At 43.3% G+C, this 12,173-nt stretch carries 14 protein-coding genes; 9 read left to right on the forward strand and 5 right to left on the reverse strand.

The window, feature by feature from the left end:
- The first annotated feature begins 4 nt into the window (after positions 1-4).
- Together FKN05_RS00985 and FKN05_RS00990 are read left to right on the forward strand one after the other, a co-directional pair.
- Entirely contained in the window at positions 5-412 is a 408-nt protein-coding gene (locus FKN05_RS00985; RefSeq protein ID WP_161427634.1) for a CidA/LrgA family protein, read from the forward strand.
- 1 nt (position 413) lies between these two features.
- Positions 414-1,109, forward strand: coding sequence for an LrgB family protein (locus tag FKN05_RS00990; RefSeq protein ID WP_099611498.1), 696 nt, complete (start codon positions 414-416; stop codon positions 1,107-1,109).
- Positions 1,110-1,382: 273 nt separating this feature from the next.
- On the opposite strand, the gene fldA is transcribed toward FKN05_RS00990, so the two are convergent.
- The 3 genes from fldA to FKN05_RS01005 all read right to left on the reverse strand — a co-directional run bounded on the left by fldA (position 1,383) and on the right by FKN05_RS01005 (position 3,060).
- On the reverse strand, positions 1,383-1,910 hold the full coding sequence (gene fldA, locus FKN05_RS00995) for a flavodoxin FldA (RefSeq protein WP_099611497.1): 528 nt from the start codon (positions 1,908-1,910) through the stop codon (positions 1,383-1,385).
- A 52-nt stretch (positions 1,911-1,962) separates the two neighbouring features.
- A complete protein-coding gene (locus tag FKN05_RS01000) occupies positions 1,963-2,184 on the reverse strand; it encodes a DUF2788 domain-containing protein (RefSeq protein ID WP_099611496.1) in 222 nt (73 codons plus the stop codon).
- A 111-nt stretch (positions 2,185-2,295) separates the two neighbouring features.
- Positions 2,296-3,060: an alpha/beta fold hydrolase gene (locus tag FKN05_RS01005; protein ID WP_161427633.1), complete on the reverse strand. Its 765-nt coding sequence runs from the start codon at positions 3,058-3,060 to the stop codon at positions 2,296-2,298.
- A gap of 92 nt (positions 3,061-3,152) precedes the next feature.
- Between FKN05_RS01005 and seqA the strand changes: the two genes are divergently transcribed.
- Both seqA and pgm read left to right on the forward strand, forming a co-directional pair.
- Complete coding sequence (gene seqA / locus FKN05_RS01010; RefSeq protein ID WP_099611495.1) at positions 3,153-3,704, forward strand: replication initiation negative regulator SeqA; 552 nt, start codon at positions 3,153-3,155, stop codon at positions 3,702-3,704.
- A 107-nt stretch (positions 3,705-3,811) separates the two neighbouring features.
- Positions 3,812-5,458: a phosphoglucomutase (alpha-D-glucose-1,6-bisphosphate-dependent) gene (pgm, locus tag FKN05_RS01015; protein WP_170886608.1), complete on the forward strand. Its 1,647-nt coding sequence runs from the start codon at positions 3,812-3,814 to the stop codon at positions 5,456-5,458.
- Between the two features lie 53 nt (positions 5,459-5,511).
- Here the strand turns inward: pgm and FKN05_RS01020 are convergent, their stop codons facing one another.
- Positions 5,512-6,291 (reverse strand): DUF1853 family protein, encoded by a 780-nt coding sequence (locus FKN05_RS01020; RefSeq protein ID WP_170886610.1) that lies wholly within the window; start codon positions 6,289-6,291, stop codon positions 5,512-5,514.
- Positions 6,292-6,383: 92 nt separating this feature from the next.
- Between FKN05_RS01020 and FKN05_RS01025 the strand changes: the two genes are divergently transcribed.
- Positions 6,384-7,142, forward strand: a complete 759-nt coding sequence (locus FKN05_RS01025; RefSeq protein WP_170886618.1) for a Nif3-like dinuclear metal center hexameric protein — start codon at positions 6,384-6,386, stop codon at positions 7,140-7,142.
- A gap of 54 nt (positions 7,143-7,196) precedes the next feature.
- Here the strand turns inward: FKN05_RS01025 and FKN05_RS01030 are convergent, their stop codons facing one another.
- On the reverse strand, positions 7,197-8,486 hold the full coding sequence (locus tag FKN05_RS01030; protein ID WP_161427632.1) for a citrate synthase: 1,290 nt from the start codon (positions 8,484-8,486) through the stop codon (positions 7,197-7,199).
- Between the two features lie 393 nt (positions 8,487-8,879).
- Here FKN05_RS01030 and sdhC point away from each other — a divergent pair, with 393 nt between their 5' ends.
- The 4 genes from sdhC to FKN05_RS01050 are packed head-to-tail and all read left to right on the forward strand — an operon-like array spanning position 8,880 to position 12,102.
- Entirely contained in the window at positions 8,880-9,272 is a 393-nt protein-coding gene (gene sdhC, locus FKN05_RS01035; protein ID WP_099611491.1) for a succinate dehydrogenase cytochrome b556 subunit, read from the forward strand.
- Positions 9,266-9,610 (forward strand): succinate dehydrogenase, hydrophobic membrane anchor protein, encoded by a 345-nt coding sequence (sdhD, locus tag FKN05_RS01040; RefSeq protein ID WP_099611490.1) that lies wholly within the window; start codon positions 9,266-9,268, stop codon positions 9,608-9,610. The genes sdhC and sdhD overlap by 7 nt, the downstream gene beginning before the upstream one ends.
- Positions 9,611-11,377 carry a succinate dehydrogenase flavoprotein subunit gene (sdhA, locus tag FKN05_RS01045; protein WP_099611489.1) on the forward strand — a complete coding sequence of 589 codons (1,767 nt, stop codon included), beginning with the start codon at positions 9,611-9,613 and terminating at the stop codon, positions 11,375-11,377. It begins immediately after the preceding gene.
- Positions 11,378-11,391: 14 nt separating this feature from the next.
- The gene (locus tag FKN05_RS01050; RefSeq protein ID WP_099611488.1) at positions 11,392-12,102 is read left to right on the forward strand and encodes a succinate dehydrogenase iron-sulfur subunit; all 711 of its coding nucleotides are present in this window, start codon (positions 11,392-11,394) and stop codon (positions 12,100-12,102) included.
- Positions 12,103-12,173: the final 71 nt, after the last annotated feature.

The following is a 12,173-nucleotide window of genomic DNA, read 5'->3' on the forward strand; positions in this document are numbered from 1 at the left end:
TAACATGAAAAAAGTAGAAAATGGTTTATTGACGATTGGTCAAATTGTGGTACTAGCTTTGATATGGTTTATCGCCGATTACTTGGTTCAGCATTTTCATCTTCCTATCCCTGCCAATTTAACAGGTATGCTCTTATTATTGGTATTAGTGTTTAGCCGAGTTGTGAAGGTGGATTGGCTGCGGAGAGGGGCATCCTGGTTACTGGCAGAAATGTTGTTGTTTTTTGTACCGGCGGTTGTTGCTGTCGTCAATTATCAGCCACTTATGCGTGAACAAGGAGGGCGTATTATGCTGGTCTTAGTGATCAGTACCATTGTGGTGATTGCAACAACGGCTTGGATTGTCGATAAATTATATCGTTTCGAATTAAAATGGGCTCGACGTAAAAGTCATCAAGTAAGAGAGGTATAAGGTGTCGGTACATCTATCGTTACTAGGGGTTGCTTGTCTTCTTTTAACGCTGTTTTTTTATTATGGCAGCAAAATGCTTTATCAGCGTAAGCGTTCGATATTGCTAATGCCGCTTTTATTGGCTCCTGTACTCTTAGTCGCTGTTGTGATCGGGTTAGGTATTCCGTACCAAGCTTATATGGAAGAATCGCATTGGTTACTTTGGCTACTTGGCCCGGCAACGGTTGCTTTTGCTATCCCTGTTTATGACAATCGCAAACTGATTCGACGTCATTGGCTGTCATTATCCGTTGGGGTTTTGGTGTCGGTGATTGTTGCGGTGGGTAGTACCGTTTTACTTGCTCGTTGGTTTGAGTTGCCAGAATTATTACAGCGTAGCTTAGCGATGCGTTCAATTACCACCCCTTTTGCGGTGGAGGCGACGCGTTCTATCGGTGGACAAAGTGACTTAACGGCTTTGTTTGTTGTATTGACTGGAGTGATTGGTATGGCGGTAGGAGAAACTGTATTGGCGATCTTGTCGATTCGTTCGCGTTTTGGTAAAGGAGCCAGTTTAGGGGCCTCTGCTCACGGCGCTGGAACCGCTAAAGCGTATCAAATAGGCAATTCTGAAGGTGTGGTTTCGAGTGTAGTGATGATGATTGCTGGCATGGTGACGGTATTGATCGCCCCATTTTTAGGACAAATTTTGTGGTAGATTTTAGCGTTTATCTTAATCCGAGACAAAAATAAGCCCTCCGTTTATATCCTTCCTACTTAAATCCGCAGGGGTGTTGGCTACGTTCTTTCACCCCAATTACATAGCCTGTTGATGCTCATGGGGATGATGAGAGCCATTTGTGGCTCTCACCAAAGGTGAGCCTACGGCTGTTCAAATTTGTTCTAGACAAATTTGTCACTCACTTGCTGCCTACCTGCAACTCTAAGTCGTTTGGGTTTAGAGGACTTATTTTTTAGTTTTCCAGTTCAGTTAGTCTTCCAGTTCAGAAAGACACATTTCTTCATAAACTTGATTTACCCAAGTGGTGACACGCTGTTCGGTCAGCTCTGGCTGGCGATCTTCATCAATACATAAACCAACAAAGTGGTTATCATCCACTAAGGCTTTTGACGCTTCAAACTCATAGCCTTCGGTTGGCCAATGGCCTACGATGGTTGCGCCTTTGGCTTCGACGATGTCACGGACAGTCCCCATCGCATCACAGAAGTATTCGGCATAATCTTCTTGATCACCACATCCAAAAATAGCTACCAACTTAGTAGAGAAATCAATGGCTTCTAACTCAGGGAAAAAATCATCCCAGTCACATTGAGCTTCACCGTAATACCAAGTAGGAATGCCAAGCAGTAGCAGGTCGAAGTTATCAATATCTTCTTTACTACTTTTAGCAATATCTTGGACGTGGACCAGTTTTTTACCGAGTTGTTTTTGAATCATTTTTGCAATAGCTTCGGTGTTACCTGTATCGCTACCAAAAAAGATACCTACACTTGCCATAGAGTCTTTACCTTTACATTGTTATCGGTTGATGGGGAATGATGCTAGGTCATTAGCCCAGCCCTGTGCCTTCCCAACTGAGTTGAATTAGGCCTTTGGCAATAAAACCCGCGCAACCTAAAAATAGCACCAGCCATACGATACGACGACCAAATGGCGGAACATTGCCTTGTTTTAAGACGTCTTTTATTGCCATTCCAATAAAGAAAAAAATAGACGCAAAAAGCAGATCAAGCCCAATAGATTCGAGCATGTTCATATAGTCGTAAAGCATGGTTATCCTTTATACCAATTTATTACTTGCGCGAACTATACCACTGTTATTAGCCAAAGTTAATCAGCCCATGATGTTTGAATTACCCCTTATTTTATACGGATTTTTAAGTTAAACGATGAATTTTCGAATAGCCCGCAGCACTTCGATCGGTTTTTCAGCATGTAACCAATGTCCGGTCTTGGCAATCACATGCGCTTTCGCGTTATAAAACTGTTGCTGAATGGCGGTTTGATGCTCTGCGGTTAAATAATTTGAGTCGGCTCCTTTAATAAAGAGCGCTGGTGTCTTATTTTTTGCAATAGGCTCCCAACCGAGGATATTTTCGTAGTTGGCTTTAATGGCATCCAGATTAAAGCGCCAAAGCATTACACTGTCTTGGTTGATGAGTGATTTCGCCAAAAATTGGCAAACGCTTTCTTGGCTAATATGTTTGGCTAATAGCGCCATGACTTCACTTCGAGAGGCGGGTTTTTGTTCCAATACCGAATCTAATCCAGCGAAAATATGATCATGTCGACGGATATGATAAGCGACCGGTGCCATATCCAGTACGATGAGCTGTTGTATAATATCTGGTGCTAAATCTGCCAATTTCATCGCCACTTTTCCGCCCATTGAGTGGCCGATAATCGTTGCTTGGGTGATGCCAAGATGCTGAAGTAGTTGATCGACATCTCGCGCCATAAGAGCATAATTATGTTGTGATGAGTGAAAAGATTGGCCGTGATTACGTAGGTCAATACTTAATACTTGATGATCGATTTTTAGGTCACGGGCTAACAATCCTAAGTTACTCAAATTGCCAAATAGACCATGGATCAAAACAACGGTGTGACCCTCACCTTCGAGTTTATAATTGAGCAATGCTGACATTTTATCTTAATCGTAATAGGTTTAACGTAGAGTCTCGGCAAAGATCTCGCTATAATCCCTGAGAGTTTAAACATTGAGATTGTGAAAAGCGAATGAAAACAATAGAGGTTGATGAAGATCTATACCGTTACATTGCTAGCCAAACCCAACATATAGGTGAAAGTGCCTCCGATATTTTGCGACGTTTACTGAACGTTGCTCGACAGCCTGTACAACAGTCTGTGCAACAACCTGTATCTGACGTGTTGGCTCCTAAAGGTATAGTTGTGAGTAAAGATGCCGCACAAGAAACGAAAATCGATAGCGTTAAAGAGATGCGTGGCTTACTGATTTCAGATGAATTTGCAGATCTTAAAAAAGCGATTGATCGTTTTATGCTAGTGCTTTCTACACTCTATCGTATCGATCCTGAAAGTTTTTCTGAAGCGATGTCAGTCAAAGGGCGTAAACGTGTCTATTTTGCGGATAATGAGCAAACGCTATTGGCCAATGGACAAACAACCAAGCCAAAAGCAATTCCTAATACGCCTTTTTGGGTTATCACCAACAATAATACAAGCCGCAAACAGCAAATGGTGGAACAGGTGATGGTTCGAATGAATTTTCCGACCGAGATCATCGACAAAGTGACTCAATCGATTTGACTTTTTAGCGTTCAAAAGCAAAAGTCTGATTGAAACCTCATAATATGCAATCAAAACGGCGTATTATGGGGTTTTTTATTTGTTGTTATTTTACATAGGATGTCATTATGGCTATGCACCCACGTGCAGGACAAAAAGCACAACAGCAAGATTTGCATAATATTCCCGCCCTTGTTGCTAATTATTATTTACTGCAACCTGATCCGAACAACCCACAGCATCAAGTTCAGTTTGGTACATCAGGTCATCGAGGAAGCGCCGATAAGGCAACATTTAACGAAACTCATATTTTAGCTATCGCTCAAGCGGTGGTGGATATTCGCTCTGCGCAAGGAACAGATGGCCCGATCTATATCGGTAAAGATACCCACGCACTCTCAGAACCTGCATTGAGTAGTGTGCTCGAAGTTTTAATTGCCAATGGTGTTGAAGTCATTATTCAAGAAAATAATGGCTATACACCGACCCCTGGTATCTCACACGCTATTTTAACTCATAACCTTGAGCATACGGCTAAAGCCGACGGTATCGTGATTACACCGTCACATAATCCACCACAAGATGGTGGCATTAAATACAACCCAACTCATGGTGGGCCAGCGGAGGGACAGTTAACTCAAGCGATTGAAAATCGAGCCAATCAACTGATTTCTCAAGGTTTAAGTGGTGTAAAACGGGTTTCGATTGTTGAAGCGAAGCAATCCCCTTTATTAAAGCAAGTTGACTTAGTAAAACCCTATATTGATGACTTGGTTAATGTGATTGATATGCAAGCCATTCAGAACGCCAAGCTGAAAATTGGCGTTGATCCACTGGGTGGTAGTGGGATTGATTACTGGCGTCAAATTGGTCAAGCCTACAATCTAGATTTAACCTTGGTCAGTGAAGCGATTGATCCAACCTTCCAATTTATGTCATTAGATAAAGATGGCGTAGTGCGAATGGACTGTTCATCGCCTTATGCAATGGCTGGGCTGTTAGCGTTAAAAGATCAATACGATTTGGCCTTTGGAAATGATCCAGATTATGACCGTCATGGCATCGTAACCCCGCAAGGATTGATGAATCCCAACCATTTCCTCGCCGTTTGTATCGATTACCTTTATCGTCATCGTACGGGATGGAGTACAGAGGTGGCGGTAGGCAAAACCTTAGTATCCAGCGCGATGATTGATAAAGTCGTTGCTGATTTAGGTCGTGAATTATGTGAAGTTCCGGTGGGATTCAAATGGTTTGTGGATGGTCTATATTCGGGTAAATTTGGCTTTGGAGGAGAGGAGAGTGCGGGAGCCTCTTTCTTACGTAAAGATGGTACCCCTTGGTCAACAGACAAAGATGGCATTATTTTATGTTTACTAGCGGCTGAAATTACCGCCGTGACTGGGAAAAATCCTCAGCAATATTATGATGAACTCGCTGCTAAACATGGTGATTCGTATTATAGCCGTATTCAAGCGGTAGCGAATGGGCCACAAAAAGCAGTTTTGAGTAAATTATCACCAGAAATGGTTACGGCTCAGACATTAGCTGGCGATCCGATCACTGCTCGTTTAACCCATGCACCGGGTAATGGTGCCGCCATTGGTGGGCTAAAAGTCACTACTGAATTTGGTTGGTTTGCTGCTCGCCCATCGGGAACGGAAGAGATTTATAAAATCTACTGTGAGAGCTTTAAAGGAGCACAACATCTCGCTCTGATTGAGCATGAAGCGCAGCAAATTGTGAATCAAGTCTTTAGCGACGCAGGTTTGTAAACGCGTTATCAAGGGTTCGTGTAAACGGGGGAAGTACGGAGTGCTTCCCCTTGTTATTTGGGGTGGTTGAACTTGGCTGATGCAGGCCAATGACGCGGCATAATAAACCAAAAAATGCCTGATTCACTTTGGCAATGCACAAACTCCTCATAATGCTGCTCAGCGAAGTCAGTCGGTGATGTTTTTTCTCTGCCGGTTAACCATTGGGGTTTATCTAAAGAGTAGAGTGGTTCATCAATGAGTGAGACTTGGTCTTGATAGCACCAGTGCCCCTGAATTTGGCTACAATTAAGTGAGTAACCTAAGCATTCTTTTGGAATGGGCTCTGCTTGAAATGGATTGGTATATAAACGTCCTTGCATCAGTAAATGCGGCTGGGCATTGGCCCATAATGGATAAGTTTGGCAAAACTCTAAGCGAGTTGAGAGGGAGAGTTGGTGATTGAGCATGTGAGCGAGTTTAATGTCTAGCCGATCTTCTGCATTCGGCCCATACCATAAACCTTGGTGAAGAAGGTAAAATTTGATAGCGACTTCCCAATGCTCATATGCATCCGTGTGGCGATTCTTAGTAATAAAATCAATGGCACCGAGCGTTTTTCCATCTTCGTTAAGCTGGATTTCTTCCGATACTGCATTATAACGCGGGGTGCGAGTAAACAGTTGTTGGCATATAAACTGATAAACAAACCCTAACCTTGGATTCCCTTGATAGTTAGGCCAACGTTGCTCTGGCGCTGGTGGTGTAAAAGGAACCTTTGCCACGAGAGGACAAGAGGCCTCAAACAGGGTTGGGGTTTTGATGACCCAATTGATCAGCGGTGTGATGTCCATATTATTTACTCTTGCGGAGGCGGTACTGTTTTCGACATTCTAGCTTGAAATTGTTATAACCACGTCATGCTAATCAAGTCATGGAACACAAGATGAACAATTTTCAGTTAGAAGCTTTGTTAAATGAGACCTTGTCTCCACAATTAATCAAAGATTACTGCCCGAATGGGCTGCAAGTCGAAGGTAAATCTGACATCAAAAAAATTATCACTGGAGTAACGGCATCTAAGGCATTGATTGAGCAAGCAGTACAACGTCAAGCTGATGCGCTATTGGTTCATCATGGTTATTTTTGGAAGGGGGAACCAGAAGCCATTCGTGGCATGAAAGGTACTCGGTTACGAACATTGATCAAACACGATATTAATTTACTGGCTTATCATTTACCACTTGATATTCATCCTCAACTGGGTAACAACGCGCAGCTAGCACAATTACTGGAGATTGAGGTTGAAGGCGGTTTAGAGGGGCATCCTCAATCGGTGGCTCTATATGGCTGTTTGCGTCATGCGTTGAGTGGTGAAGCGTTAGCGACTAAGATCACTCAAGCACTTGAGCGTTCGCCTTTACACATCGCACCGGAGCAACAAGATAAGCCGATTAAAAAAATTGCTTGGTGTACCGGTGGTGGGCAAGACTATATTACGCTTGCCGCTGAACAGGGCATGGATGCTTTTATTTCGGGAGAAGTCTCTGAGCGCACGACCTATATAGCGCGTGAACTTAATATTCACTATTTTGCTGCAGGTCATCATGCCACAGAGCGTTATGGTGTGAAAGCGTTAGGGGAATGGTTGGCGAGCACACATGGCTTTGAGGTGGAATTTATCGATATCGATAATCCAGTATAAAAAACAAGAGCGAGGCAAACCTCGCTCTTGTTTTACCCAACAAATGTCAGGGAGTTATTCACGTTCATGAAGTGGTTGGAAATCTCTTAGTTTCTGACCAGTATAGAGCTGGCGTGGGCGACCAATTCGGTTTTCTGGATCGCTATGCATTTCATTCCAGTGAGCAATCCAACCAATGGTGCGTGACATAGCAAAAATAACCGTGAACATTGAGATTGGAATACCAATGGCTTTTAAAATAATACCTGAATAGAAGTCTACGTTAGGATAGAGTTTCTTCTCAATAAAGTATTCATCTGAAAGTGCTATGCGCTCTAGTTCCATCGCCACATCCAAGAGCGGATCTTGAATATTGAGTTCTTTCAATACGTCATGACACGCTTCGCGCATTACGGTCGCACGAGGATCGTAGTTTTTATACACCCGATGGCCGAAGCCCATTAAACGGAATGGATCATCTTTGTCTTTCGCGCGCTCGACATATTCAGGGATCTTATCCACGGAACCGATTTCTTCCAACATACGTAGGCAAGCTTCATTGGCTCCACCATGAGCAGGCCCCCATAGTGATGCGATACCTGCGGCAATACAAGCAAAAGGATTTGCTCCTGAAGAACCCGCAAGACGTACGGTTGAGGTGGATGCATTTTGCTCGTGATCCGCGTGCAAGGTAAAGATTTTATCCATAGCACGGGCAACGATAGGATTCACTTCATACTCTTCACATGGGTTAGCAAACATCATGTGCAAGAAGTTTTCTGCATAAGTCAGATCATTGCGTGGATAAATAAAAGGCTGACCAATGGAATATTTATAACACATGGCTGCGAGGGTCGGCATCTTAGATAACAAGCGGTAAGCTGCGATCTCGCGGTGTGTATCATTGTTAATATCGAGCGAATCGTGGTAGAAAGCCGCTAATGCACCGACCACGCCACACATCACCGCCATTGGGTGCGCATCACGACGGAAGCCATGAAAGAAACTCGCTATTTGCTCGTGAACCATAGTATGGCGGGTCACGGTTTTTTTAAATTCATCGTATTGCTGTCGAGTTGGTGCTTCACCATAAAGCAAGATGTAACAAACTTCTAAATAATCTGCGTTATTGGCTAATTGATCGATAGGATAACCTCGGTGTAATAAAACACCTTTATTACCGTCAATATAAGTGATTTGAGATTCACAAGATGCAGTGGCAAGAAAACCCGGATCAAAGGTAAAGTAGCCATTTGAACCTAACTGACGAACATCGATTACTTGAGGACCGAGGGTCCCGTCCATGATCGGCAGTTCAATGGGCGCTTTTCCTTCAATATGAAGGGTTGCTTTCTTATCTGCCATAACAATCTCCTTTGTTTATTATTTAATCCGTCCAGGATGTTTGTGTGTCATTCTTGTACGTCTGATCTCATTTAAAGTCAATTTTTCTCCTCTGTTGTGTGCACTTACTTTGATTTTTTATACATATAAAGTTAAAAATCTGTTCTGTGTAGCAAAAATTGTTACATTATTTGTTGTATAATGTTGCCAGCCGCATAACGGCATAGCAAAATTTGGTAAAAATCATATTAATTCAGCATAAAAAGCAAACTCAACGTTATTATTCTGAGTTTATTTTTAACTTATATTTTACATTTTTATCATATTAATCAAGATGAATCTGTTTAGTTTAGGTCGGATTTTATTGGTTTATTACTAAATTTCATTCATAACTATAAATGCTTCAAGAGCTGAGTGAGCAAGCCCGTGAAAGAAAGAAAGTTAAGACCTGTTAATTTAGATTTACAGACTATCAGCTTTCCGATCACCGCAATCGCCTCTATCCTCCATCGAGTGGCGGGTATTATTACGTTTGTCGCGGTCGGTATTTTGCTATGGTTATTATCCCTTTCCTTATCCTCTCCGGTTGGATTTATGGAGGCGAGTGAAATCGTCAGCGGTTTCTTCGTTAAATTTATTCTCTGGGGCATCTTAACCGCGTTGGCCTACCATATTATTGGCGGTATCCGTCACTTGATCATGGATTTAGGTTATTTTGAAGAACTAGATACCGGTTCTATGACAGCCAAAGTATCCATGGTCATGACGGTGATTTTCTCGTTATTAGCGGGGGTGTGGTTATGGTAAAACATGTCTCTTCATTAGGACGCAATGGTGTTCACGATTTCTTGTTAATTCGAGCGACGGCGATCATTTTAACCTTATACACCATCTATATGGTGAGTTTTTGCGCATTCACTGACCTCTCATATTTATCTTGGACACAATTCTTTGGCAGTACACTGACTAAAGTATTTACCATGCTGGCCCTGGTTTGCATTCTTATCCATGGCTGGATTGGTTTATGGCAAGTGATTACCGACTATATTAAGTGCTCAAAATTGCGTGGCGTGCTGCAACTTGTCGTGATCGTGACCTTATTAGGCTACTTTTTTTCTGGATTATTTGTACTGTGGGGTGTGTAAGTGACTATTCCTGTTCGTGAGTTTGATGCCGTTGTGATTGGCGCAGGTGGTGCAGGGATGCGTGCTGCACTACAAATATCAGAGCAAGGTTTAACCTGTGCTTTACTTTCTAAAGTTTTTCCAACCCGCTCTCATACTGTCTCAGCTCAAGGTGGTATTACCGTGGCGTTGGGTAACTCACATAAAGATAACTGGCAGTGGCATATGTACGACACTGTGAAAGGTTCAGACTACATTGGCGATCAAAACGCCATTGAGTACATGTGTAAAAATGGCCCAGAATCCGTGATTGAGCTAGAGCGAATGGGGCTGCCTTTTTCTCGTTTTGACGATGGGAGTATTTACCAACGTCCATTTGGGGGGCAATCGAAAGAGTTTGGTGGTGAACAGGCGGCCCGTACTGCGGCCGCGGCTGACCGAACTGGCCACGCTTTGCTGCATACGCTTTATCAGCAAAACATTAAACACAAAACCACGATTTTTTCAGAATGGTACGCACTTGACTTAGTTAAAAATCAAGATGGTGCGGTACTCGGCTGCACTGCCTTGTGTATGGAAACCGGAGAAATCTGTTACTTTAAATCTAAGGCGACCATTCTGGCAACCGGTGGTGCTGGGCGAATTTATGCCTCAACCACTAACGCACACATTAATACGGGTGATGGTGTCGGAATGGCACTGCGAGCCGGTGTTCCGATGCAAGATATGGAAATGTGGCAGTTCCACCCAACAGGGATTGCAGGGGCTGGTGTCTTAGTCACAGAAGGTTGTCGTGGTGAAGGTGGCTATCTACTCAACAAAGATGGTGAGCGTTTTATGGAGCGTTATGCGCCCAATGCGAAAGACCTTGCTGGACGCGATGTCGTTGCGCGCTCAATGATGATCGAAATTCGAGAGGGACGAGGTTGTGATGGCCCATGGGGGCCTCATATCAAGCTTAAACTCGATCACTTAGGTAAAGAGGTGTTGGAATCCCGTTTGCCCGGCATTTGTGAGTTGTCTCGTACTTTTGCCCATGTTGACCCCGTTAAAGAGCCGATTCCCGTTATTCCAACCTGTCATTATATGATGGGAGGAGTGCCGACTCAGGTTTCAGGACAAGCCTTAAAACAAGATGCAGCAGGCAAAGATATTGAAGTGCAAGGTTTGTTTGCTTGTGGAGAAATTGCTTCTGTTTCGGTTCATGGGGCAAACCGTCTAGGAGGAAACTCACTGCTTGACCTTGTGGTGTTTGGACGTGCAACGGGATTACATCTTGGCGAAACATTGGCAGCACAAGCTGAAGCTCGCCCTGCTACTCAATCCGATATTGAAGCTTCTTTGGCTCGAACTATGCGTTGGGAAACGAGTCAAGGTGGTGAAGATCCCGTTCAAATCCGTAAAGATCTTCAAAGCTGTATGCAAAATAGTTTTTCCGTTTTCCGTGAAGGGGAAGCCATGGCAACCGGGCTTGAAGAACTGAAAGTGATTCGAGATCGTCTCAACAACGCTCATTTAGCGGATAAATCAAAAGAGTTTAATACGCAGCGTATTGAATGTTTAGAGCTAGACAACTTAATGGAAACGGCATTTTCTACCGCCGTCGCGGCGAATTATCGGACAGAGAGCCGTGGAGCCCATGCTCGTTTTGACTATCCTGATCGTGATGATGCAAACTGGTTATGTCATTCTATTTACAATCCGGAAACTGAACAGATGAGCAAACGTGATGTAAATATGTCACCGGTTCATCGCGAAGCTTTTCCGCCGAAAATTCGTACGTACTAAGGGAGGAATAACGAATGAAACTGAACTTCTCTTTGTATCGCTACAATCCGGATGTCGATAAAAAGCCTTATATGAAAGACTATCTACTTGAAGTCGAAGAAGGCTCGGATATGATGGTATTGGATGCACTGATTTTATTGAAAGAGCAAGATCCAACCATTGCGTTTCGTCGTTCATGTCGTGAGGGAGTGTGTGGCTCTGATGGCTTAAATATGAACGGTAAAAATGGGTTAGCCTGTATTACACCATTATCCAGCTTGAAAGGGAGCAAAATCGTTATTCGCCCTTTACCTGGTTTACCGGTTGTACGTGATTTAATCGTTGATATGACGCAGTTCTATGATAATTACGCAAAAGTGAAGCCGTTTTTGATTTCAGATGGCGAATTACCACCATCACGGGAGCATTTACAGCTACCGGAAGATCGTGAGCATCTCGATGGTTTGTACGAATGTATCATGTGTGCTTGTTGCTCTACTTCTTGCCCTTCTTTCTGGTGGAATCCGGATAAATTTATAGGGCCAGCAGGCTTATTAGCCGCTTACCGGTGGCTAATTGATAGCCGTGATACGGCAACGGATGAGCGTTTATCAAATCTTGACGATGCATTTAGCGTTTTTCGTTGCCATGGCATTATGAATTGTGTAAGTGTTTGTCCTAAAGGATTAAACCCAACAAAAGCGATTGGCCATATTAAATCGATGTTGGTGAATCGCTCGGTTTAGATGAAAAAATTGCAGGCCTTCGGGCCTGCCTTTGTAGCTCGGCGTAAGACCGAAGCAAATGTGAAAACTAC

Origin of the sequence: Vibrio sp. 1-1(7) (genome assembly GCF_013048485.1) — a bacterium.
GTDB lineage: Bacteria > Pseudomonadota > Gammaproteobacteria > Enterobacterales > Vibrionaceae > Vibrio > Vibrio fujianensis.

Bases quoted from the DNA above. Each gene is read 5' to 3' on its own strand.
- FKN05_RS00985 (WP_161427634.1), top strand. From the start codon at position 5: ATGAAAAAAGTAGAAAATGGTTTATTGACGATTGGTCAAATTGTGGTA.
- fldA (WP_099611497.1), bottom strand. From the start codon at position 1,910: ATGGCAAGTGTAGGTATCTTTTTTGGTAGCGATACAGGTAACACCGAA.
- FKN05_RS01000 (WP_099611496.1), bottom strand. From the start codon at position 2,184: ATGCTTTACGACTATATGAACATGCTCGAATCTATTGGGCTTGATCTG.
- FKN05_RS01005 (WP_161427633.1), bottom strand. From the start codon at position 3,060: ATGTCAGCATTGCTCAATTATAAACTCGAAGGTGAGGGTCACACCGTT.
- seqA (WP_099611495.1), top strand. From the start codon at position 3,153: ATGAAAACAATAGAGGTTGATGAAGATCTATACCGTTACATTGCTAGC.
- pgm (WP_170886608.1), top strand. From the start codon at position 3,812: ATGGCTATGCACCCACGTGCAGGACAAAAAGCACAACAGCAAGATTTG.
- FKN05_RS01020 (WP_170886610.1), bottom strand. From the start codon at position 6,291: ATGGACATCACACCGCTGATCAATTGGGTCATCAAAACCCCAACCCTG.
- FKN05_RS01025 (WP_170886618.1), top strand. From the start codon at position 6,384: ATGAACAATTTTCAGTTAGAAGCTTTGTTAAATGAGACCTTGTCTCCA.
- FKN05_RS01030 (WP_161427632.1), bottom strand. From the start codon at position 8,486: ATGGCAGATAAGAAAGCAACCCTTCATATTGAAGGAAAAGCGCCCATT.
- sdhD (WP_099611490.1), top strand. From the start codon at position 9,266: ATGGTAAAACATGTCTCTTCATTAGGACGCAATGGTGTTCACGATTTC.
- FKN05_RS01050 (WP_099611488.1), top strand. From the start codon at position 11,392: ATGAAACTGAACTTCTCTTTGTATCGCTACAATCCGGATGTCGATAAA.